The sequence below is a fragment of the Hymenobacter sp. genome (assembly GCF_035709525.1).
Classification (GTDB): domain Bacteria; phylum Bacteroidota; class Bacteroidia; order Cytophagales; family Hymenobacteraceae; genus Hymenobacter.
In genome coordinates this window covers 1-23,442 of the sequence record NZ_DASTEP010000032.1, presented here as the reverse complement: position 1 = coordinate 23,442, position 23,442 = coordinate 1, and the positions used below count along the sequence as shown (strand labels likewise).

The 23,442-nt window shown below is 61.2% G+C and carries 16 protein-coding genes, 1 tRNA gene and 1 pseudogene; 6 read left to right on the top strand and 12 right to left on the bottom strand.

Going from position 1 to position 23,442, the window contains the following annotated elements; genetic code table 11:
• Positions 1 to 55 precede the first annotated feature (55 nt).
• Both VFO93_RS02915 and VFO93_RS02910 read right to left on the bottom strand, forming a co-directional pair.
• Entirely contained in the window at positions 56 to 1,504 is a 1,449-nt protein-coding gene (locus tag VFO93_RS02915; protein WP_325132815.1) for an LptF/LptG family permease, read from the bottom strand.
• Positions 1,505 to 1,580: 76 nt separating this feature from the next.
• On the bottom strand, positions 1,581 to 1,994 hold the full coding sequence (locus VFO93_RS02910) for an START-like domain-containing protein (RefSeq protein WP_325132814.1): 414 nt from the start codon (positions 1,992 to 1,994) through the stop codon (positions 1,581 to 1,583).
• Between the two features lie 131 nt (positions 1,995 to 2,125).
• Between VFO93_RS02910 and VFO93_RS02905 the strand changes: the two genes are divergently transcribed.
• Positions 2,126 to 2,199: transfer RNA gene (locus VFO93_RS02905), tRNA-Met, on the top strand.
• A 181-nt stretch (positions 2,200 to 2,380) separates the two neighbouring features.
• Here the strand turns inward: VFO93_RS02905 and rplT are convergent.
• The 10 genes and pseudogenes from rplT to VFO93_RS02855 all read right to left on the bottom strand — a co-directional run bounded on the left by rplT (position 2,381) and on the right by VFO93_RS02855 (position 18,481).
• Entirely contained in the window at positions 2,381 to 2,725 is a 345-nt protein-coding gene (rplT, locus tag VFO93_RS02900; RefSeq protein ID WP_144842932.1) for a 50S ribosomal protein L20, read from the bottom strand.
• Positions 2,726 to 2,800: 75 nt separating this feature from the next.
• Positions 2,801 to 2,995 carry a 50S ribosomal protein L35 gene (rpmI, locus tag VFO93_RS02895; RefSeq protein ID WP_325132813.1) on the bottom strand — a complete coding sequence of 65 codons (195 nt, stop codon included), beginning with the start codon at positions 2,993 to 2,995 and terminating at the stop codon, positions 2,801 to 2,803.
• A 180-nt stretch (positions 2,996 to 3,175) separates the two neighbouring features.
• A pseudogene (infC, locus tag VFO93_RS02890) lies at positions 3,176 to 3,733 on the bottom strand (translation initiation factor IF-3); the annotation flags it as partial.
• Between the two features lie 183 nt (positions 3,734 to 3,916).
• Positions 3,917 to 5,854, bottom strand: coding sequence for a threonine--tRNA ligase (gene thrS / locus VFO93_RS02885; protein WP_325132812.1), 1,938 nt, complete (start codon positions 5,852 to 5,854; stop codon positions 3,917 to 3,919).
• Positions 5,855 to 6,020: 166 nt separating this feature from the next.
• Positions 6,021 to 7,163, bottom strand: a complete 1,143-nt coding sequence (locus VFO93_RS02880; protein ID WP_325132811.1) for a tetratricopeptide repeat protein — start codon at positions 7,161 to 7,163, stop codon at positions 6,021 to 6,023.
• Positions 7,164 to 7,241: 78 nt separating this feature from the next.
• A complete protein-coding gene (locus VFO93_RS02875) occupies positions 7,242 to 8,189 on the bottom strand; it encodes a hypothetical protein (protein WP_325132810.1) in 948 nt (315 codons plus the stop codon).
• A 39-nt stretch (positions 8,190 to 8,228) separates the two neighbouring features.
• A complete protein-coding gene (locus tag VFO93_RS02870; protein ID WP_325132820.1) occupies positions 8,229 to 11,072 on the bottom strand; it encodes a DNA gyrase/topoisomerase IV subunit A in 2,844 nt (947 codons plus the stop codon).
• Between the two features lie 401 nt (positions 11,073 to 11,473).
• Positions 11,474 to 15,826 (bottom strand): FG-GAP-like repeat-containing protein, encoded by a 4,353-nt coding sequence (locus VFO93_RS02865; RefSeq protein WP_325132809.1) that lies wholly within the window; start codon positions 15,824 to 15,826, stop codon positions 11,474 to 11,476.
• 226 nt (positions 15,827 to 16,052) lie between these two features.
• Entirely contained in the window at positions 16,053 to 16,514 is a 462-nt protein-coding gene (locus tag VFO93_RS02860; RefSeq protein WP_325132808.1) for a BLUF domain-containing protein, read from the bottom strand.
• 47 nt (positions 16,515 to 16,561) lie between these two features.
• Positions 16,562 to 18,481, bottom strand: coding sequence for a DNA topoisomerase IV subunit B (locus VFO93_RS02855; protein ID WP_325132807.1), 1,920 nt, complete (start codon positions 18,479 to 18,481; stop codon positions 16,562 to 16,564).
• Positions 18,482 to 18,773: 292 nt separating this feature from the next.
• On the opposite strand from VFO93_RS02855, the gene VFO93_RS02850 reads away from it, so the two are divergent.
• The 5 genes from VFO93_RS02850 to VFO93_RS02830 form a co-directional block, all read left to right on the top strand.
• Complete coding sequence (locus VFO93_RS02850; protein ID WP_325132806.1) at positions 18,774 to 20,024, top strand: AI-2E family transporter; 1,251 nt, start codon at positions 18,774 to 18,776, stop codon at positions 20,022 to 20,024.
• A gap of 130 nt (positions 20,025 to 20,154) precedes the next feature.
• Positions 20,155 to 20,616, top strand: a complete 462-nt coding sequence (locus tag VFO93_RS02845) for a PA2169 family four-helix-bundle protein (protein ID WP_325132805.1) — start codon at positions 20,155 to 20,157, stop codon at positions 20,614 to 20,616.
• A 268-nt stretch (positions 20,617 to 20,884) separates the two neighbouring features.
• A complete protein-coding gene (locus tag VFO93_RS02840; protein ID WP_325132804.1) occupies positions 20,885 to 22,366 on the top strand; it encodes an exonuclease domain-containing protein in 1,482 nt (493 codons plus the stop codon).
• Positions 22,367 to 22,376: 10 nt separating this feature from the next.
• Complete coding sequence (locus VFO93_RS02835) at positions 22,377 to 22,637, top strand: DUF202 domain-containing protein (RefSeq protein WP_325132803.1); 261 nt, start codon at positions 22,377 to 22,379, stop codon at positions 22,635 to 22,637.
• Positions 22,638 to 22,866: 229 nt separating this feature from the next.
• Positions 22,867 to 23,442 (top strand): cation transporter (locus VFO93_RS02830; RefSeq protein WP_325132802.1); only part of this gene is annotated, 576 nt, incomplete at its 3' end.

Here is a 23,442-nt window from a genome sequence, read left to right as displayed (position 1 = left end):
CCCACACCGCAGGGCGGGTGCAAAGGTACGTAATTTCCTTCGGGAATCCAACTACTTACTCCGCTACCGGCGTGGCCAGCCGCCGCAGGCGCGGAAAGCTGGGCAGCCGCTGCGCTAAGCGCCGCCAGAAATCGGTTTCGAGCAGGCCCGAGTCATTATAGGCTTGATACAGAAAGAATAAGCCAGCAGGTAGCAGCAATGCATTGGATAGCCACATGCCCACGCCTACTGGCATTTCCAACTCGCGGCCACCTTTCTCGCCCAAAATACTCAGCACGTAGTAGATAATGAAAAACAGAATGGAAATCAGAATGGGTACGCCAATGCCTCCTTTTTTGATAATTGCGCCCAGCGGTGCCCCAATCAGAAACATGAGAATAACGGCCACCGACTGCGTGTACTTACGGTAGATTTCGATGCGAAACTCGGCCGAGTCGCGGGCGGTTTCAAACAATCCCTGCGAGGTCGAGCCCATAAACGACTCGATATTGCGGGCACGGCTGAGGGCCTGCTCAGCCATGGCCGGATTGAGGGCAATAAGCCGCTGCGGCGGCACCTGCCAGGCGGCTACCCGCCGGTAGGCTGCCTGGTTCAGCGTGTCAAACCGCAGGTAAGTGTAGTAGCCGCTCAGCTGCAAGGGCACCAGCCGCCGCCGGTGCGCCAGCACCTTCTGCGTCGAGTCGACGGACTTGAACAGCTGCGATATATTGAGCATCAGCCGGTTCGTCTGAAAATACTCTTCCTTCGTTTTATTGATATTAAAGGATGACAACGAGAACGTTACCATATTTCGCTTAAATCCTTGCCGCACAAACGATGAAGCCGAGCGGTCGCGCGCATCGGGCTGCTCAATGTAATTGTGCCCGCGAAACAGTTCCAGCCCCAGGTACTGTCCACCGAAGCGGGTAAACATGCGGCCCGAGTCGGCCAGCATCACAGTGGCATTGCCCGATTTTTGGGTGTGGTCGTAAATCATGATACCCATCAGGATATCCTTTTCGGGGCCTACCTTCTTATCGACCTTGATGGTATAGCCGGGAATGCCGTTGTAGAACACGCCCTCGCGGATATTAAGCGCAAGTTTTTTTTGCCGCACGTCCCACAAAAGACTGAAGGCTTTCAGGTTTGCCTTTGGCACGATACTGTTATTAAACCAGAACGCCACACCAGCCAGCAGCGCGCTCACCAGCCACACCGGCCGCAGAATGCGCGTGAGGGCGATGCCTGAAGCCTTGATGGCCGTCAGCTCGTGGTGCTCGCCCAGGCTGCCGTAGGTCATCAGCGACGACAGCAGCACGGCCAGCGGCAGCGAGATGGGCACGATGGTAACGCTCAGAAAGAACAGCAGCTTCAGAATGACCAGCGTGCCGAGGTCTTTGCCGACAATGTCATCCAGGTATTTGAGCAGCACCTGCGTCAGGAAAATGAACTCTACTACCGCGAAGGTGAGCAGAAACGGCCCGGCGAAGGCCTTAAGAATAAGCTTGTCGAGTTTTTTAATCATCGGTTTATATAACGAGCCGGCTCGCCGGGCTCCCAACGCCCGGCGTCCCCTATTAGTGCGCCACCAGCCTTGCTGGCTATGCTCCTACCTGCTCGCGCAGTTTCTCCATCAGGCTGTTCCAGAGCTCGAGCTGCTCCTGCGCGCTGTCGTGGTCGGAGTAATCGGTGACACGCAAAAATAAGCTGTCCGTTATTTTAGAATATTCCAGGGTGAAATCCAAGTAGTTAGCATCCAGCAAGGGTTGCTTTTCCTCATCCAGAAACACGTAGCGGATAGAGCGGCCGGGCCGCTGCAATGCTATTTCGGCGTAGTGGTTTTGCTTGTCCCACACCATATTAAAGCGCTGGTCGGGGTCAAGGCGCACATCGTCGCAAAACCAACGCGACAAACCCGAGGCCGAAGCCAGATAGGGAAACAAGAGATTGGGAGAAGCGTTTATCGGATATTCCATCTCGAAACGACGCTTGGCGTTGGCGGTAGGCACGGCCATGATACTGAGGAGGTAAGGCCCGAACCAGCCACTAAGCAAAGTGGCTCCGCGGGCAGGAAAGCAACATTTTTTATTAATAAGCTTGCAAAGTAAGCTTTTTTTGCTACCTTTGCAGTCCCAAACCGACCCTTGGCGGGGTAGCTCAGTTGGTTAGAGCACAGGATTCATAACCCTGAGGTCACGAGTTCAACTCTCGTCCCCGCTACTTCTTGAAAAACCGCATTGGCTTAGCTGGTGCGGTTTTTCTGGTTTTAAGCGCTGTTGCTGCAATTGCTTCTATGCTTGCGTGCAGCTAGCTTAAAACGAAAAAGCGCTTGCCTCCAGATTGGGGCAAGCGCTTTTTAGAGTAGTCGACTGGCTGATGGCCGCAGGGCCATCCTCCTACCTTACTTCACTTTCTCAACGATGCCCGCGAAAGCGGCGGGGTGGTTCAGCGCCAGGTCGGCGAGAACTTTACGGTTGAGGTCGATGCCAGCCTTTTTGAGGCCGCCCATCAGCTGCGAGTACGACAGGCCGTGCTCCCGGGCACCAGCGTTGATACGCTGAATCCAGAGGGCGCGGAATTCGCGCTTCTTCACCTTGCGGTCGCGGTAGGCATAGAGCAAGCCCTTTTCTACGGCGTTTTTCGCAACGGTCCATACATTTTTGCGCCGGCCATAGTAGCCTTTGGCGAGGCGCATTACTTTCTTGCGGCGGTGGCGCGAGGCCACATGGTTTACACTCCTTGGCATAACCTAAGTTGTTTTTGGCAGCCGGCGCTGAGTTGCTTGAGAAACCGATGTTTCAGCCGGAAGCCTGGTGATTGTTTAGAGATTCAGCATTTGAGCCACCCGGTTCATGTCGGCCGAGCTAACGAGGCCAGCATGGGTGAGCGCGCGCTTACGCTTGGTGCTCTTCTTGGTGAGGATGTGCGACTTGAAGGCGTGCTTGCGCTTCACTTTGCCGGTGCCGGTCAGCTTGAAACGCTTCTTGGCACCCGACTTGGTTTTTACTTTGGGCATGGTGGGGGTTGATTATTGATTGTTTGGTACTGACGCCGGAAGCGCACTTTGCGCGTCGGCGGCAGCCATCAGCAACCGGGGTTAAGCTTCTTCGGTGGCCGCAGGGGCGGCGGTGGGCTCTTTGGGCGCCTTGTTTTCCTTGGGCTTCTCGGCACCTTTATCAGCAGCCTTGGCAGCCGGCTTGGCTACGATGGCCGCTTTAGGTGCCAAGTACAGGAACATGCGCTTGCCTTCGAGCTTGGGCAGCTGCTCTACTTTGGCCAGGTCTTCGAGGGCCTGGGCAAACTTGAGCAACAGGATTTCGCCACGCTCCTTGAAGACGATGCTCCGACCTACGAAATGCACGTAGCTCTTGATTTTAGCACCTTCTTTCAAGAATTCGCGGGCGTGCTTCAGCTTGAACTCAAAGTCGTGGTCGTCGGTATTGGGGCCGAAACGAATTTCCTTGATAACGACTTTGGTTTGCTTGGCCTTCAGCTCGCGGGTCTTTTTCTTCTGCTCGTACTTGAATTTCGAGTAGTCGATGACGCGGCAAACGGGCGGCGTGGCGGTGGGCGAAATCTCCACCAGGTCCAGGTTTTGCTCTTGCGCGAATTTACGGGCCTGGTCTATTGGATAGATGCCTTGCTCGATGTTATCGCCGACGAGACGAACCTCACGGGCGGTAATTTTCTGATTGATTTTGAACGGCTCCTCCACCTGCTGGCGGGGCACGTACCGACGATTTGGGGTAGCTATGGCGAAAGTCCTCCTGCTAAAAGTGGCCGGGTATGAGTCTATTTAAGCGAAGTGCCCGGCTGTTCGCCAGGCATTCGGGGTGCAAATATCGGCAATTATTCCGGCATAAGCAACCTACTGTATAAAAATAGGCGCGAATAGCCAAGCTACCCGCGCCTATTTGCGTTGCGTCGCACCGGGCACTTAGCCCATCGCGGCCGCAATCTGGTTATTTACACTCTTGATGAAGTCGTCCAGCGGCATTGAGCCCAGGTCGCCTTCGCCGTGGCGGCGCACGCTTACGAGGCCGTCCTGCGCTTCCTTCTCCCCCACTACCAGCAGGTAAGGCGTTTTGGCCAGTTCCGCATCGCGGATTTTGCGGCCGATGCGCTCGTCGCGGGCATCGACGGTGCCGCGCAGGTCGGCGGCTTCCAGCTTGGCTTTCACTTCGTAGGCGTAGTCGGCAAACTTATCCGAAATCGGCAGCACCGTGAACTGCTCGGGCGAGAGCCAGAGCGGGAAATTACCGGCCGTGTGCTCGATAAGCACGGCCACGAAGCGCTCCAGCGAGCCAAACGGCGCGCGGTGAATCATCACTGGCCGCGCCTTGGTGTTCTCGGGCGTCACATATTCGAGGTCGAAGCGCTCGGGCAGGTTATAATCGACCTGAATGGTGCCCAGCTGCCAACGGCGGCCCAGTGCGTCGCGCACCATGAAGTCGAGCTTGGGGCCATAGAAGGCTGCCTCACCCAGTTCCGTAATGGTAGCCAAGCCCTTCTCAGCGGCCGATTCCTGGATGGCACTTTCGGCCAGCGCCCAGTTTTCGTCGGTGCCGATGTACTTGGTTTTGTTTTCGGGGTCGCGCAGCGAAATCTGGGCCGTAAAATCGGTGAAGCCGAGCGCCTTGAATACGTACAGCACGAGGTCGATTACTTTCTGAAACTCACCCTTCACCTGGTCGGGGCGGCAGAAGATGTGGGCATCGTCCTGCGTGAAGCCGCGCACGCGGGTGAGGCCGTGCAGCTCGCCGCTCTGCTCGTAGCGGTACACGGTGCCAAACTCGGCGAGGCGCACCGGCAGGTCGCGGTAGCTGCGGGGCTTGGTGCGGTAGATTTCGCAGTGGTGCGGGCAGTTCATCGGCTTGAGGAAGAACTCCTCGCCGGGGTTGGGCGTGGTGATGGGCTGGAAAGAATCGGCCCCGTATTTCTCGTAGTGGCCGCTGGTCACGTACAGCTCTTTCGAACCGATGTGCGGCGTCACAACTGGCTGGTAACCAGCCTTTACCTGGGCTTTACGCAGAAACTGTTCTAAGCGCTCGCGCAGGGCCGTGCCTTTAGGCAGCCACAGCGGCAGGCCCGCGCCTACTTTCTCCGAAAAGGCGAACAGCTCCAGTTCCTTGCCCAGCTTGCGGTGGTCGCGGCGCTTGGCTTCTTCCAGCTTTTCGAGGTACTCGGTGAGGTCCTTCGCCTTCGGAAAAGTGATGCCGTAGAGGCGCGTGAGCTGCTTATTCTTCTCGTCGCCGCGCCAGTAGGCCCCGGCCACGTTCATGATTTTAGCGGCCTTAATCGTGCCCGTATCCGGGATGTGCGGGCCGCGGCAGAGGTCGGTGAAACTGCCCTGCGTGTAGAACGTGATGTTGCCGTCTTCGAGGTTTTCGAGCAGCTCCAGCTTGTACGGGTCCTGCTTTTCGGTGAAATAGGCTACAGCCTCAGCTTTGGGCACTTCGCGGCGCTCAAACTTGCTTTTGTTTTTGGCCAGCTCCAGCATTTTCTTCTCGATGGCCGGGAAGTCGTCGCTACTGATGGTGCGGCCTTCGCCGAGGTCCACGTCGTAGTAGAAGCCGTTTTCGATGGCCGGGCCAATGGCCAGCTTCACGCCGGGGTACAGCGCTTCGAGGGCTTCGGCCATGAGGTGGGCCGAGGAGTGCCAGTAGGCCTGCTTGCCGCCGGCGTCGTTCCAAGTGAGGATTTCGAGGGCCGCGTCTTCGGTGAAGGGGCGGTGCAGGTCGCGGATTTCGCCGTTGACCTTCACGGCCAAAGCGTTGCGGGCGAGGCCTTCGCTGATGCTGGCCGCGAGGTCGTAGCCAGTGGTGCCGGGCTCGACCGGGCGGACCGAGCCATCGGGGAGGGTGATGTTGAGCATAACTACTAAACTGGTGCTTGCGGTGAGCGCAAAGCAGGCGCAAGTTAGCCCGCGCCAGGTAAGATACCCGCAAAAACGCTGGCCGAAGCCCATTACCACCGCCCCGCGCACTACCTCCGCCGCCCCCAAAAGTGGCGCGGCCTAAGCCCCCTACCTGTTCAATCAGCTATTGAGCAGCCGCTTGCGGCCCAACAGCCGGGACTGCCGGGCGCGGCACTGCCGGCCGCCGATAGTACACCCGCGGCGCGGTACGCAAACTATCGGGCAGCAGGGCCCGCACGGCTTCGCCCGTTTTCCAGACCTTGTACGTCCAGTGCTGGTTGCCGGGGTTTTCGGCCACCAGCAGCCGAAACTGCGTCAGCGCCTCGGGCAGGCGATGCTGGGCTTCGAGGGCTTCGGCCAGCAACTGGCGGGCCTGGGGCAGGCGCGGATTTTGGCGCAGGGCACGCTGCAAATGCGGGATGAGGGCGGCCGGCCGCTGCCCGTGCGCGCCCGCGGCCAAGGCCAGGCGGTAGTCGGCGCGGTACACGGTGGTGTCGAGGCGCAGGGCGCGGCGATAGTAGTAAAGCGCGCTGTCGGGGCGGCCCAGTAGCTCCAACTGCCGGCCGTAGTCGTAGGCCAGCGCGCCGGAGGTCGAGTCGAGGCGCAAACCCTGGCTGGCATAAATGCGCGCCTCATCGGGCACGCGGTAGGCGTTGAGCAGAAACGCCAGTTGGTGCAGAATCTCGGGCTGGCGCGGGTCGCGGGCGCGGGCGGCTTGCAGGTAGTCGAGCGCCTGGGCCGTGTCGGCCGTAGCCGCGTAGGCCAAGCCCTTGTAAAAGAGCGCGGCCGGCTGGTCGGGGTCGAGGAGCAGGGTACGGTCGAGGCTTTCGAGGGCAGCTTCGTACTGGCGGGCCGCCAGGTGAGTTTCACCCTCTAAGAGCGGTAGCTCGGGCGAGTTGAAGCCATTTTGGGCGGCGCGGCGGGCGGCGGCCAGCGCCTGGGTCAGTTGCCCCAGCGCCCGCAGGGCGCGGGCCTGCAAAAAATGCAGTTCGCCATCGGTGTCGTCGATGGCGAGGGCGGCCTCTACGTCGCGCAGGGCGGCGGTGGGCTGGCCGGCCGCCAGCCGCAGGCTGGCGCGGCGGGCTAGCAGGCCGGTGTTGTCGGGCTGCTGCCGGATGGCCCCGTCGAGCTCATCGGCCTGCACGCGGGGGCCGCTCTGCACCGTCGAGAGGTCCACGAGCGTGTCGGGACGCTCGGTAGGCGCGCTTTGGCAGGCCGCCGCGAGCAGTAGAAACACAAAGGGCCAAGGGCGCGAAAAAGAAGACATAAAAGAGAGCGCAACCGGTGGCCGGGCGCGCGGCGCAAATTTCAGCAAGCTTTGGCGTAGTGGCGCGGCCCGCGGCTTTTACTTATCGCGCCCCTCCCCCATTCGCAGGCCGTCGTACCAGCGGGCGTGCAGGCGGTCGCGGCGGGCGGCGGCGCGCACCAGCGGCGGCAGCAGCTGCTGGCACAAGCGATTGATAGTCAGGTCTTCGCTGGTGTAAGCGGGCAATTTAATCGCCTCCTGCAAAATGGCGATAGCGCGCCGTCGCCGGCCCTGGTACTTGTAAATGCGCGCCAAATCGTAGTAGTACTGAATACGCGCCGGGTCGAGGCGGCGGGCGGTTTCCAGCGCGTCGATGGCTTTCTGGGAGGTAGCGCCCTGCGGGTAGCCGCCCAGAAACACGCGCGAAAACGTTTTTTCCAGCACGTTGTAGTGCGCTACGCGGTAATACCAGCGGCCCAGCAGTTGCCAGCCCTCGGCCAAATCGGGCCGGCACTCGGTGGCCAGAAATACGTGCGGCCGGATTTTTTTAAAAATCCGCAGCCGGTCGCGCGCGCTCAGCAGGCCCGCCTGGCTGAAGAGCGCCAGCGCCATCACGTAGTTGCTTTCACCGCCGTCGGCCTGCACGGCCAGCGCCCGGCTGGCGTAGTCCTGCGCCGCGTCGAAGTAAGCGCTCTTGCGCGTTTCGTCCGAGTAGCGGTTGCCGATGCTCACGCTCAGCGCGGCGGCCCGCCAAAGGCTCTGGTAGTGCTGCGGGTCGAGCTTGAGCGCCGCCTGGTATTCGGCCAGCGCCTCCGAGTCTTTATACTTGGCTTGCAGTGCGTTGGCGTTGCGCAGGTGCTGCCGCAGCCGCACCGAGTCGGGCGCCTGGGAAGCTTTTTTCTTTTGCGCGTTGGTTAGCTCAATAGGCTCGGGCGTGGCGGGCGGCGAGGGTTGCGACGTGGTCGTTTTTTGGGCATGAGCGGCGCGCGCGCCGCCCAGCCCGGCCAGGCCGAGCGCCAGTAGCAGCACTTTCGCAACTCGCACCATACGCATCTCAACGGTAATAACCCCGGTCAAGTGCCCGCGCTAAAACAAACCCAGTTGCGCCTTGGGCCGCCGCTGGAGCAGGGCCTGCGACTGCGCTACCTCCTCGGCCGTGATTTCGACCGCGCCCGTGGGCTCGGCGGGGGTAGTCGCGGCGGGCTCAGCCGCGGCTTCTTCGGGCTTGGGCGCGGCTGCGCCGCGCTTCTTGGCTTCGCGGCGGGCAGGCTCGGGGCCTTCGTCGGTGAGTAGCGTCAGGCCGTTTATTCTGAAGTAGTTGAGCTTGTTGCCCATTGCCTTCCAGCCTTTCACTTCAATAAACTGGTCGAGGCGGATTATTTCCTTTTCCTTATCGGCCTTTTTATCGCGCTGGAAGCCTACCTCTATCTCCGGCTCGGCAAAGGCGGTAGCGGCCAGCAGCTTCGAGCCCTTGCTTTCCGAAATGAAGGTGAAACGCTTGTCGAGTGTACTGGTTTCAATCTTGAACCGCTTGACATAGTGCGTTTTGGTTTCGCCATCGAGATATACGGCACTCACCACTGTATCGGGTTCCAGCTTGCGCAGCAGCACAATGTTGGGCAGGTCGAAATGCGTATTCAGGTTGGGAGCCTGCAATTCATAGGAACCGTCCTTGAACACTACCAGAATGGCGTCGTCGGTGTCGAATGCGCCGAGATAGCGGCCGTGCGCCTCGTGCTTGAGGCGAGCTACTACGCTATCGAAAAACACGTCGCGCCCGCCCAGCGTGCTGTCACCCACGGCTTTGCGGGTAATCTGCTTGATGGGCTGCTTGGTCACGATGTTGCCCATCGAGCCCTTGCCCTTGATGGCCAGGTCGGCAAAGTCGAAGTCGAACTGCTTGACCCGCGCCTGCGCCTTATTGGACAGCTGAATGGTGACAATCTCGCTTTCCGAGTTCGGGTTAGCCGTGAGGTACAGTGTTTTAGTACCCTTGGTGCCCTTGGTCAGGTCATACGACTTGTCGCGGGTGATGCCCGAAACCAGGAAGCGCTTGGCGAAGCTGATGCCGCTCGCGCCATCCACGTACACCATGTTGTACACCAGCCGGTCGTCGTTTTTGTTGTAGACCCCGGCGTGCAGGATGTCTTTGCCCACAAAAGTCTTTTCGGCAATGCGCGTCACCACAAACGTCCCGTCGCGCTTGATGGCGATGATGTCGTCCAGGTCCGAGCAGTCCACGATGAACTCGGCCTTGTCGTCCTTCTTCAGGCCGTAGCCCACGAAGCCGTCCTGACGGTTGACGTAGAGCTTCTGATTAGCAATGGCAACCTTCTGAGCCGTAACCACATCGAAGGTCCGGAGCTGGGTTTTGCGCTCACGCTTGGCACCGTACTTTTTCAGCAGGTTTTCGAAGTACGCAATGGCGTAGCGCGTGAGGTTGGCCAGGTGGTCGGCCACCTCGGCCAGCTCCGCATCGAGCTTCTGGATGTATTCCTCGGCCTTGAAACCGTCGTATTTCGAGATGCGCTTGATGCGGATTTCGGTCAGGCGCGTGAGGTCGTCCTCGTTCACCGGGCGGCGCAGCACAATGCGCGAGTCGTTGGCTTTCAGCTTCTCCCCTTCTACCCGCACGAACTTCTTGAGGCCGGCGTCGATGGTTTCCAGAATCTGCTCCCAGGTCTCGCACTCCTCGATTTTGCGGTAGATGCGGTTTTCGATGAAAATCTTCTCCAGCGAGGCCGAGTGCCATTTTTCCTGCAAGTCCTGCTGCCGGATTTCCAGCTCGCGCTCCAGCAGGCGCACGGTTTTGGCCGTGCTCAGGCGCAGCATGTCCTCCACGGCCACGAAGCGCGGCTTGTCGTCGATGATGACGCAGGTGTTGGGCGAAATCGAAATTTCGCAGTCCGTGAAGGCGTAGAGCGCGTCGATGGTGAGGTCGGGACTGATGCCGGGCGGCAGCTGCACCTGAATCTCGACGTCGGCGGCGGTGTTGTCTACCACCTTTTTTATCTTGATTTTATTGGCCTCGCTCGCCTTTACGATGCTCTCCATCAGCGCCGTAGTAGTGGTGCCGTACGGAATGTCGCGAATAACGAGCAGCGTTTTATCGACCTTCTCAATCGTGGCCCGCAGCCGGATTTTACCGCCCCGCTGCCCGCTCTGGTAGTTGCTGATGTCGGCCAGGCCACCGGTCGGAAAGTCGGGGTAAAGCCGGATTTCGCGCTTGCGCAGCACGTCGATACTCGCCTGGCACAGCTCGCGGAAGTTGTGCGGCATAATCTTGGTGCTCAGACCCACCGCGATACCTTCCACGCCCTGCGCCAGCAGCAGCGGAAACTTGACGGGCAGCGCGATGGGCTCGCGCTTGCGGCCGTCGTAGCTCATCTGCCACTCCGTGATGTCAGGGTTGAACACGACTTCGAGCGCAAACTTGCTCAGGCGCGCCTCGATGTAGCGCGGCGCGGCGGCCGAGTCGCCGGTGCGCACGTCGCCCCAGTTGCCCTGCGTTTCGATGAGCAAGTCCTTCTGGCCCAGGTTCACCATCGCGTCGCCGATGCTGGCATCGCCGTGCGGGTGGTACTGCATGGTTTGACCAATCACGTTGGCCACTTTGTTGAAGCGGCCGTCGTCCATCTCGTTCATCGCGTGCAGGATGCGGCGCTGCACGGGCTTCAAGCCATCTTCCACGGCTGGCACAGCGCGCTCCAGAATCACGTAGCTGGCGTAGTCCAGAAACCAGTTCTGGTACATGCCGCGCACGCTCGTGAGGTCGTGCACGGCCTCGCCGGGGGCGAATTTGGTATCCTCGTCGCTTTCCTCTTCCGCCGCTTCGGCGGGCGAGTCGGGCTCGGCTTCTTCGCCCTCGGTGGGCGCGTCGGCGTCGGTTTCCGGCTGGTTTTCTTCGTCAAAAAGTGCGTTGCCTACCATCTCCACCGCCTCGGTATCGACCTCACTTGCCGGGCTTTCGGCGGCGGCATCGAGCGCTTCGCCGGAGGGATGGCCCAGGTTGAAATCCAGCGAGTCGCCAGGCTGAAGATAATCGGGTTCGGAAGCGTCGGAGGCGGGAGTATCGAAAAGAGCCACGAGGGAAAACGTAATAAGTCGGCAGTCAACCGGCAAAAGTACCTTGAAAATGGGCGAAAATCGCCTTTTTAGAAAAGCAGTCTCGCGCCGGAAAGTTCCCAATAATATTAGCTACCGCCGACGCTGAGGCCACTAATTTAGCTAGCACCAGCTATTTCTCTGTTTTCTCAGGCTTGCATAATCTTTATAACCAAAAAGCCCTCGCCCGGTACGGGGCGAGGGCTCTCAAACCAACCTTGAGTTGCCTATTCGACTACCAGACGCTGGCGTAGCGCGCCGCAGCGCACCACGTAGAGGCCCGGCGCGAGGCCGGCCAGCGGCAGCTGCGCTGCCTGGCCGGCGGCCAGCGCGGGGCGGCTCAGCACCAGTTGGCCCAGCGCATTGAGCACTTGCAGCGGGGCGGTAGTCGCCCCGCTACCCAGCGCCACCGTGACGGTGCCACGGGCCGGGTTGGGGTACAGGTGCAGCTCGCCCGCCGCGCGGGCGGCAGCCGGCGTGGTGGCCAGCGCTACGCCGGCCGTGCCCAGCGTCGTGCTGAAGCTGTTGCCGCCCACCGAGTTGGCGGTCACGAAGTCCAACGCTTGGTCATTGTTGATGTCGGCTACCGCTACGTGGCGGGGCTGCGCACCCTGCGCGGAGCGGGTGATGGGGCCCGTAAACGAGGCCGAGGCGGCGTTGTAGCTGAAAATATCGACCCCGCCGGCATTGGAGCCCGCACGCGGCGCAATCACGTCGATGATACCGTCGCCATTGTAGTCGCCGGTGCTCAGGGTGTAGGCAAACACGCTGGGCGCGAGCCGGCTGGATGCGCTGAAGGTGCCGTTACCGCTCCCTATCCAGAATTGCACGGGCCGGCCGTTGGTAGCGTCGAAGGTATTGACGGAAGCCAAATCGAGGTGGCCGTCGCCGGTGAGGTCGGCCGCTACTACCTGGTTGATGCCAGTGGCGGTGAGGCTGAGGCTGCCCGCAAACGCGCCGGTCCCGTCGCCGAAGCGCACGCTCACGGTGCCCGCCGTGTTGTTGCCAGCGGCCAGGTCGAGGCGGCCATCTTCGTCGAAATCAGCCAGCACTACCGACTGCGTGCCCAGCTCCAGGTTGTTGTACGGCGTGGTAGTGAAGGTGAAATTGCCGTTGCCGCTGGCATCCACGTTGGCCAGGCTCACGAGGGCGCGGGCCACGGTGCTGGTGCCGGCCGAAGTTACCAGGTCGAGGTTGCCATCGCCGTTGAGGTCGCCCACGGCGGTCATCGAGAGCGCGCCCTGGCCGGTGAGGCTGGCCTGTGCCGCGAAGGTGCCATCGCCGTTGCCTTTCAGCAGGTTGATGGTGCCGCTGGAGCAGGTTACGATGAGGTCAAGGTTGCCGTCGTTATCGAGGTCGGCCAGCAGGGCGTGCAGCGGCGTGGCGCCCACCGCGATGGGGCTGCCGGCCGCGGCCACGAAACCCGTGCCCGTGCCGTTGTTCAGCATTACGCTCACGGTGTTGTCGGTGCGGTTCACCATCACGAGGTCCAGGGCGGGGTCGGCGTTGAGGTTGCCAGCCACGATACTTTCGGGGCGGACGCCCACGCCGGCCGTGTAGTCGACGCTGGTGCCCACGCCGGTAGCCTGGCGGGCGCGGGTGGTAAACTGGCTGACGTAGGGACGCGATAGTGCGGTAGCAGCGGTGCCCGACGTAGCGGCCGTGGTGAGGGTAGCCTGCACCACTTCACCAGCCCGGAAATTAGCGGTCGGGTCGAACACCAGCGTATTACCGCTGGCGGTGGTAGTACCGGCCCGGCGGCCACCTGCTTGCAAGCTGCTCACCTTGAGGGGCGTAGCGGCAGCCGGCGTATTGGGCGCGGCGGTGAGGGTAGCCACGATGTTAGCGGCCTCGCTGGCCGCGCCGGTGCCCGAGGGCGGGCTCATCGCCAGCGGGCTGAAGCTGAACGAGGTCACGGTGAACACGACCGTATTATTGCTGGGGCCGCCTGCCGTGGCCACTACTACCGGCCCGGTCGAGGCCCCGAGGGGCACGTTCAGGGTGATGGTGTTGGGCTGGGTGGTGTAGTTGGTGCTGGTGAAATTGCGGCTCTGCACCCGCACGCCGTTGAATGATACCCAGATGGCATTGCCCAGGCCAGTACCCGAGATGGTCACGACGCTGTTCTCGGTTCCCGAAGTGGGGCTGAGGCTGCTCACTAGTGGCGTCACGCTGAAGGTGCCCGCCGTGCTGGTGCCGGCCGCCGCGCCGGTGCGCGTCACCACCACCGAGCCGGTGAGGGCGGTGGCCGGCACCGTTACCTGAATGCTGCCGTTGCTGACGCTGGTGATAGTGCCCGCCACCGTGCCCGTGAGGCTGGCAAAGGTCACGCTGAGGTCAGCGGCCGAGGTACCAAAGTTGTCGCCGGCTATCGTCACGACCGTGCCCACCGGCCCGCTGGCGGGGCTGAGGCTCTGCGCCACGGGGCCGGTAGTGATGGTGAAATTGGTATCCGAAATATCGAAGAAGTAGTTGTCGGCCGCCTCCACCATAATGCGGGCGGTAGTGGTATTCAGGTTAGCCGGCACCGCGATGCTGGCCGAGCCCGTGCCATCCACGTTGGGCACGTTGGCGGCCAGCACGGTGGGGTACGTCGCGCCGCCATCGGTGCTGAGGCGGATGTTGACTACCTGGCAGTTAACGGCCGAGGTTTTGGTGCCCACGCCGTTCCAACTAATGGTTTGGGTCGAGCCGGCCACCCATTTCACGGCCGTGTTGGGGGCCAGCACGGCAAAGGGCGTGCTGTTGGCCGCGCTCACGGTCAGGGTTACGAGGCTGCTTTCCGTCACGCCGCCCACGATGCCGCTGGCGGTAGCGCTGTAGGCCGCGCCGGTGCCGGTGTGGTAGTCGCGGGCGGTGCATTTAAAGCTGAGCGTGCGGGCCACGGTGGGCAGGCGCTCGCTGGCATTGGTGCTGGCCGTGGGCGAGCCACCGAGGTAGCTCAGGCGCGGAAAGTAGCGCGTGGCCCCGCTGGTGCTGGGCAAAATGGAGCGAAACAGCGGAAAATTATCGCCCGCCACCTGCGGGTCGGTTACGTTGGCCAGCGAGCCCGTGTCCAGCTCTTCCCAGTTGTATTGCAGCACGTCGGCGGCGTTCACGTCGCTGCCATCGGCCACGAGCCGGAAGGGCGTGCCCTGCGGAATGGTTTTATTGCCCGGCACCGTGATGGTGGGCGGCGTATTGCCCGAGTTGTAGGTAGTGCCGGCCGAATAAGCGGTGGTAATAGCCTCCACGTAGCTGCGCATCTGGTCGATGGAGCCGGCGTGGTAGTAGGCATCGCTGCGCGGCTCGATGGTAGCGCCGCAGCCCACATCGGCATACGACATGATGGTGGAGCCGCTGCCCGGCTCCCAGGCCGTGGTGGCCGTGCGGTTGGGCGCGCAGCCGCCATTGAAGGTATGCCGAGCCGAAAACTGGTGGCCCATCTCGTGGGCAATCACGCTGGTTGAAAAATAAGCCAGCGAGGAATTGCGCCCCCCATTGCCCGACACTGCCCCGGCCTTGTAGGTGCGGTCGGGGCCAGAAGTGGGCACGGTGGTAGGCACAGTGGTGATGTAAGGCGAGTTCGTATTGGGGTTGGCCACTACTCCCACGTAAGCCAAACCGCTACTGCTGGAAGCAAACAGGTGTCCCAGGTCGAAGGAACTGGCCCCGAAGCGCGTCTCCATGTTGATACGGTTTTGCTGTATCATCTGCTGGTCGCTGGTCTGGTTGTAATTACCAGTCACTACCGTGTTGTAAAACTTGTAATTAACCAGCGTCATCGACACAGCCAGGTCGCGCTCCTGAATAGTCCGCACGTTGTTCACCAGCGCCACCACGTTCGTCAGCACGTCGGTCGAGTCGGTGCCGTTGGCCGCGCTGTGCACGCTGGCGCTGTACTCCTTAGTAGTAGACACCACGAGCCGGTACACCGTGAGCGTAGGCCCGATGGGCTGGGTAATGGCGCTGGTTTTAGCGCCCGTGGCGCTGGGCCCGCCGCGCGGGCGCGCGGGCGGCGGCTGGGGCACGTCGGGCAGCACGGTGGTGCCGCAGGCACTGGGGCTCGCCTTGCCCGGCAGCACATCCTGAGCGTAGTAGCTCACGATGTGTAGGGCATCGTCTTTGCTGGCTGCCTCCAGGTACACGGCCCCGCCGGGCTGGTCAGTGAGTACCTGGGCCATCAGGCCGGCGGTGCTCACGGTCAAACTCAGGCGGGCCGTGGGGTCGTCGAGGCCCTGCCCGCCGTAGGTGCGAACACTCGGGTTTTTGGCCGCCAGCGCGGGCGCTAGCAGCGGCGCTTCCCACACCGCGAAGCGCTGGGTGGTGCCGTCGGGCTGGGGCAGCAGCAAGGTAACGGGCGCGCCGGCCGTGCGCAGCCGCGCCCCAGCCAGGCTGCGGCGCAGGCCGGCCAGGTCGAGGGTGTAGGCGCGGTAGTGCCGCAGCTGCCCGGCCAGCGGCGCGGCGGCGGCCAGCCGCGTGGCTGCACCGTCGGCGCTGAAATACGGCGCGCCGGTTTGGGCGGCGGCGGGCAGCCCGGTGGCTAGCAGCAAGCCCAGGCCCCAGTGGCTAGGCTGGGCGCGGAGTAATTTTTTCTTCATGCGGGGTGAGGATTGTAGGATAAACCGGGTTGAAAATCGGAATTTCGAACAAGATAGAAATGCCTACTTGAAGCTGACATCAAAAGGAGTACCTCGGCTGAATAACTTGCCGCTTACCAGCGCTGCTGGCCCACGCTCACCGGCCACGGCCAAGTCGTTTTGGGGCATAAAAAAGCCCCCGTCCGGCGTGCGAACGGGGGCCTGGCAGGCGATTATTTCGGCTTAGCTAATAGCTCACTTCTTCCAGCGCCGGGTTCACGGGCGCGTACTGCACGTAGTCGAGCAGCTTATCGAGTAGCGCGTTGGGCAGGTGAGGCAGCGAGGGCAATAGAAAGGTAGCGTCGGCGGTGCTCACGTGGCCGGTGAGCTCGGCCAGCGCCTCGGGCGTAGCGGACCGAAACCCCATGCGCCACTCGGCAAAGCGCCGCTCGCTGAGGCGGCCATCGGCCAGCAGCGTCAGGTGCTCGTGGCGCTTGTCGCGCGAGATGTGCATGAAATACAGCTCATGCACCTCGTCTACCTCCCCTTCCAGCACCTGCACAAAGCGCCCGTCGCTGGCATAAAGCAGAATGCCCGACAGGCCATTGGCCTCATTATGCTGGCGGGCTTGTTGCAGCAAATTCGCTAGTTCAGCTTCGGTGAAAGGCCTTGTAGCCTGGCTCTCGTAGATGAGGTGGTGAAGGGGCATAAGGGTCGCTACGAAATACAGCGGGTTTTGGTTTCATTAATTTTCAACTACGCCAGCGCGATTTCGGGCTCGGGCAGCGTGTCGCTCGTCACCAGGTCTTTTTCCAGGCGCAGGTTGTCGATGATAAACTCCTGGCGGGCCGGCGTATTCTTGCCCATGTAGTAGGCCAGCACCTGCTGCACCGAGCGGTCGGACTGCAAAATGACCGGCTCCAGCTTAATATTCTCGCCGATAAACTTGCCGAACTCGTCGGGCGAGATTTCGCCCAACCCCTTAAAGCGCGTTACCTCGGGGTTGCGGCCCAACTTGCGCATGGCCTCCTGCTTTTCACTTTCCGAGTAGCAGTAGATGGTTTCCTTCTTATTCCGCACCCGGAACAGCGGCGTCTCCAGGATGTACACGTGCCCGTTGCGCACGAGGTCGGGGAAGAATTGCAGGAAGAACGTGAGCAGCAGCAGCCGGATGTGCATCCCATCCACGTCGGCGTCGGTGGCGATTACCACGCGGTTGTAGCGCAGCCCTTCCAGCCCTTCCTCAATGTTGAGGGCGTGCTGCAAGAGGTTGAACTCCTCGTTCTCATACACTATTTTCTTCTTGAGCCCGAAGCAGTTGAGCGGCTTGCCGCGCAGGCTGAACACGGCCTCCAACTCCACGTTGCGGCTCTTGGTGATGCTGCCGCTGGCCGAGTCGCCTTCCGTAATGAACAGAGTAGTCAGTTGCTCTTTTTCGGCCCCGTCCTTGGCGTTTTCGCCTAGGTGAAAGCGGCAGTCGCGCAGCTTGCGGTTGTGCAGGTTGGCTTTTTTGGCGCGCTGGTTGGCCAGCTTTTTCACGCCGGCCATGTCCTTGCGCTCGCGCTCGCTTTGCTCGATGCGCTTTTTGAGCGCCTCGGCCACCGCCGGGTTTTTGTGCAGGTAGTTGTCGAGGTGCTCTTTTACGAAGTCGATGATGAAGCCGCGCACCGGGCGCGCGGTTTCGGCTTCGGGCTCCATGTTGATGCTGCCGAGCTTGGTTTTGGTCTGGCTTTCAAACACCGGCTCTTGCACCCGTATCGAAATGGCCCCGATAATGCTGGCCCGGATGTCGGCCGCGTCGTACTCCTTTTTATAGTGCTCGCGCACCGTCTTCACCACCGCCTCGCGGAAGGCCGCCAGGTGCGTGCCGCCCTGCGTGGTGTACTGCCCGTTCACAAACGAGTAGTACTCTTCGCCGTAGTCGTTGCCGTGGGTCAGCGCCATCTCGATGTCCTCCCCTTTCAGGTGGATGATGTCGTAGCGCCGCGCCTCGGGGTCGGTTTTGTCGTTCAGCAGGTCAAAAAGGCCGTTTTTGGCTTCGTATTTCTGGCCGTTGAAGTGAATGACTAGGCCCGCATTTAGATAGCAGTAGTTGCGAATCTGGCTTTCGAGGTATTCGGGCCGGAAGACGTAATTCTTGAAAATCGTATCGTCGGGCTGAAACGTGATGAGCGTGCCGTTGCGCTGGCTGGTTTTCTGAGGCTGCGGGTCATTTACGAGCTGGCCCTGCGAAAACTCGGCCGCCTTGAGCTGCCCGTCGCGCACGCTTTGCACCAGAAAGAAGTTGCTGAGCGCATTCACGGCCTTGGTACCCACGCCGTTGAGGCCCACCGACTTCTGAAATACCTTCGAGTCGTACTTGCCGCCGGTGTTGATTTTGCTCACCACGTCGACCACCTTGCCCAGCGGAATGCCCCGGCCGTAGTCGCGCACCTGCACCTTGCTTTCGGATATTTTTATTTCAATGGTGCGGCCGTAGCCCATCACGTGCTCGTCGATGCAGTTATCGACTACTTCCTTCACCAGCACGTAGATACCATCGTCGTAGGAGCTGCCATCGCCCAGCTTGCCGATGTACATGCCCGGCCGCAACCGGATGTGCTCGCGCCAGTCGAGCGAGCGGATGCTGTCTTCGGTGTAGCCGTGGGCGGGGGCAAGTACTTGCTGTTCACTCATCGCAGATTCAAACGGATTTTTAGGATTTAACGGATACGCCCGGCTGCGCCGGGCTGGCTAGGCTAGGGCGCTGCTGGCTGAGCGTGGCGCTTAGCTGCGCGCGCCTGAAATCCGTATGGGAGGGCAGTTATTCGGTAAAAGTAACGCTTAACGCGGCGTTAATCAACCTTTACTTGCCAGTTTAATTAGTTTACTGGTGCCAATGGCGTTGGTTTTTCAACCCTCGTCGGGGCCGCAAGGTTCACGCGGCGAACTCAACTCATAACTCAAAATTCATAACCCAACACGTTACATGCTTCCCCCGCCCAACCAGTTCAACCAGCCGCGCAATTTACCCGGCCAGTCGTTCAACCACGCCCCTACCGAGATAAAGCAGCCGGCCGTGGTGCACTACACGTTTCTGCTCATCGGGCTGTCGCTGCTGGTGTTCGTGCTGCACAAGCTCGACGACCTGATACTACCGCTCATCTACGCCATCTTGCTGAGCCTCTTGCTGATGCCACTCGTGACCAAGCTCGAAAAGTGGCGCTGGCCCCGCATGCTCGCCATCTTTGCTTCCATCCTATTGGTAGTACTAGGGCTGGCGGGGCTGTTCACCTTTTTTGGCACCCAGATAGTAGGGCTGCGCGGCGAGCTACCGCTCATCCAAAGCAAGCTCGTCGTGCTCTTCGACCAGACGCAGCAGCAGCTGGCCCAGCGCTTCCACTTTCAGCCCATGAGCCACGACGAGGTCATCAATTCGTCGCTGGATGCCCTGCAAAAGCAATCGAGCAAGTATCTGGGTTCCACACTTAATACGACCCTCGGCGTGCTGAGCACCGTGACCCTGGTGCCCATCTACATCTTCTGTTTCTTGTACTACCGCGACCACTTGCGGCAGTTCATGTTCCGCTTCGTAGAGCCCGACAAGCGCACCGTGGTGCTGCACACCGTCGATAATATTCAGAACGTGGTGCAGGGCTACATGTCGGGTTTGTTCACGGTTATCGTGGTGGTGTCGATTATGAACGCCATCGGGCTGCTGGCCTTGAGCGTGAAATACGCCATTTTCTTCGCCGTTTTTGCCTCGGTGCTGGCCGTCATTCCCTACATCGGCATCATCGTGGGCTCCATTATTCCGGCCCTCATCACTTACGTCGAAACTGGCTCGCTCACGCACGGGCTATTGGTTATCGGCGTATTTATGCTGGTGCAATTTATTTCGGATAACATTCTGGCTCCACTCATTACGGCTTCCAAGGTTAGTCTGAATCCGCTCACGGCCATCATCGCTCTCATTTTGGGTGCGCAGCTCTGGGGCACGCCGGGTATGATACTAAGCGTGCCGCTATCGGCTGTTATTAAGGTAGTGCTCGATGCCAACAAGGCCACCGAGCCCTGGGGCTTTTTGCTGGGCGACGTAGGCGACGGCGAAGCCACCCCAAAAGACTCCAGCGACGACCGCGGCTTCTTAGCCAAACTCTGGGACCAGGTGCGCGGCAAGCGCCCGCCGCTCGCGCCCGAGCCCAAGCTGCCGCCCATGCCCCAGCCGCGCCGCGCCTAAGCTGCGCGGTACTTTAAGGCCAAAATTTTGCACGCCGCAAAGTCAGCCACCCGCCCGCAGCCCCCGTACAATGACGCACCAACGGCTTAACCGCCACCCTTCTTTTTCTTTTAAATTTCCTTTTCAAGTCATGGCCAACGAAACCATCACCCGCGCCTTCACCGACATTCTCAACCTCAACCGCACTTCGGCCAAAGGCTACCAGGAAGCCGCTGAAGAAGTAAGCAGCCCCGAGCTGAAGTCGAAGCTCAGCGAGTACGCCCAGCAGCGCGCCGGCTTTGTGTCGGACCTCGAAGGCTACGCCAAGCAGTACGGCATTGAGGCCAAAGAAGAAACGACCATCGAAAGCGTAGCCACCGATGCCGCCGCCGCCGTGCACCGCGGCTGGATTAACATCAAGTCGGCCTTCACCGGCGGCAGCGACTCGTCGGTGCTCGAAGCCGCCGAAACCGGCGAAGCCACTGCCCTGAAAGCCTACGAAACCGCCCTGTCGGCCCAGGATATTCCGGCCGGTGCCAAAACGGTATTCCAACAGCAGCACGATGCCGTGCTGCAAGCCAAAAACTGGCTGTCGCAGAACAAGAACAGCTAAGGTTTTTTAGCTTTTTTTGAAAAAGGCCCGCCGGATTGGTGGGCCTTTTTTTGTACAGCTCGCGTGAACCTCACCCCCCGGCCCCCTCTCCAAAAAAGAGGGGGAGCCTGACGCTTTTTGATAACGCCATTTGACGCTGACTTGCACTTGTTCGCGGTCGGTTCCCTCTCTCTTTTGGAGAGGGGGCCGGGGGGTGAGGTTCCTCGCGCTATGCAACCAACCCCGCCCCTAACTTTGTTAGCATAGCTCTCCCGAACTCCCGCCGCCCTTGTACGCGATAATTGACCTTGAAACCACCGGCGGCCAGCCCGCTAACGACCGCATCACGGAGCTAGCCATTTTTGTGCACGACGGCCAGCAAGTAGTTGACTCTTACACTACTTTAATAAACCCCGGCCGGGCCATCCCGCCGTTTATCACCCAGCTCACGGGCATTACCAACGACATGGTGGCCGATGCGCCGCGCTTTCACGAGGTAGCGCGCAAGGTGGTCGAGATGACCGAAGGCTGCGTATTCGTGGCGCACAACGTGCGGTTCGACTACTCCTTTCTGAAAAAGGAATTTGCCGACCTCGGCTATAATTATTCGCGCAAAACGCTGTGCACCGTGCGCCTCTCGCGCTCGCTCATCCCTGGCCAGCCGAGCTACAGCCTGGGCAAGCTGTGCCAGAATATCGGCATCCCGCTCAACGGCCGGCACCGCGCCGCCGGCGACGCCGAGGCTACGGCTATCCTTTTCGGCCGCCTGCTCAAAATAACCCAGGACGCTGAGAACGCCGAGGCCACCGACGCCGACGCCCTGGCCCGCGTAGATGCCCTGGCCCCGGCCGGCCGCTCGGCTACGCCCGCCACCAAAAAGCCCAGCGCCCGCCGCGTCACGGCCGTGGCCGAGGCCATCAAAACGGCTTTGCTGCCGCCGCTCATCACGCCCCAGAAGGTAGCCTCCTTGCCACAGGAAACGGGCGTGTACTACTTCCACAACGAGGCCGGCGAGGTGATTTACGTCGGCAAAAGCATCAACATCTACAAGCGCATTCAGCAGCACTTCGCGGTGGATGTGAAGTCGCGCAAAAGTCTGGATTTCAAGAATTCCATTGCCGACATCACCTGGGAGCTGACGGGTTCGGAGCTGGTGGCGCTGCTCTACGAGTCGCACCTCATCAAGCAGCTCAAGCCGGCGTATAATCGGGCGCAGCGGCGCTCGGTGTTTCCGGCCGGCATCTACCTCAAAACCGACGAAAACGGCTACAAGCGCCTCTATTACGGCCGCGCCGACGCCCGCAATTCGGAGATTCCCATCATCGCGCTCGGCAACCAGTATAAGGCCCAAGGCTTTCTCTACCATAAGGTTGCGAAGTACAACTTGTGCCAGAAGCTGTGCGGCCTCTACAAAACCCAGGGCGCGTGCTTCGACTACCAGGTGCACCGCTGCCAGGGTGCCTGCGTGGGCCAGGAAGCCCCCGAAACCTACAACCTGCGCGTAGACGAGGCCATCGACAGCATTACCTACGAGCACGAGTCGTTCGTGGTAATCGGGGCCGGCCGTCGGGCCGAGGAGAAGTCGCTGGTAGTGGTCGAAAACGGCCGCTACGTGGGCTTCGGCTACGTCGATGAGACGTTTACGGCGCGCAAGCTGGCTGATTTCCGCGACGCAGTGAAGCCGTATGCTGATAACAAAGACATTCAGCAGATTATCCGCCAGCACCTGCGCACCAAGCGCAAGGGCGAACAGGTCAAGATTTTTGGTTAAGTAGCTGCCCGTGAGCTCCCTCCCGCCCTACGACCAGCAGCAGCTGGCCGCCGCCCGCACCCGCCTCGCCAACGAGCGCACGCTGCTCACCTACGTGCGGACCAGCCTGGCGCTGGTGGGCTTCGGGCTGGCTTTATTGCAGCTAGAGCCGCGCCGGGCGCACGCGCTGGGCTTCGGGGCGCTGGGCGCGGCGGCAGTGTTTATGCTGATTGGCTGGCTGCGCTTCCGCTACCACGCCCGCCAGATAGAGCGCTGCCGCGTGCCGCAGTAGTAGCTGCCCTTGGCGCTACATGGGGCGGGCTGCCGGCTTTTCGCTCTTTGGGCGGCGAGCCTTTCTTACGGCGAGCAGCCCGCCCCTCGCAGAGTCGCTAAACCGTACCAGGGCCAAAATCTTACGAACTGGGCTCCGCAATTATGCACTACCGGGCGAAGCCAATTGCCCCGCCCTGGCTGTTGTAAGGTCAGCGCCAGCCGAACGCTCACGTTCGCGCGCTTTTCTCATGCAGCCCTTCCCTCCTACCATAACGCCTCCCGCCGAGCCCGCGCCCGGCCCCGTCGAAACGGCCACCCTCGCCATTGAGGGCATGACCTGCGCCTCCTGCGCCAACTTCGTGGAGCGTGCGCTCAAAAAAACGCCCGGCGTGCAAAGCGCCCAGGTGAACCTGGCCACCGAAAAAGCCACCGTCGCCTTCGCACCCGGCCTCGCCGACCGCGCCCGCCTGAAAGCCGCCGTAGAAGCCGCCGGCTACCAAGTGGCCGAAGCCGCCACGCCGCCCGCCCCTACCCAAGAAGCTGCTGCCGAGGTACTTGGACCTACCGATGAGGAGCTGGACGCCCGCCGCGCCCTGGCCTACCAGCACCTCAAGCGCCGATTCTGGGTCGCGGCTGGGCTGGCGGCCGTCATCATGCCGCTGAGTATGCTGATGCTGTGGCCCGCCCTGATGCACCGCGTATCGGAGCCAGCGCTCAATTACGTTTTGCTGCTGCTCACGCTGCCAGTGCTGCTGTTCGGCGGGAGCGGGTTTTACGCGGCGGCCTGGCGCGGGCTGCGCCACGGCACGGCCAGCATGGATACG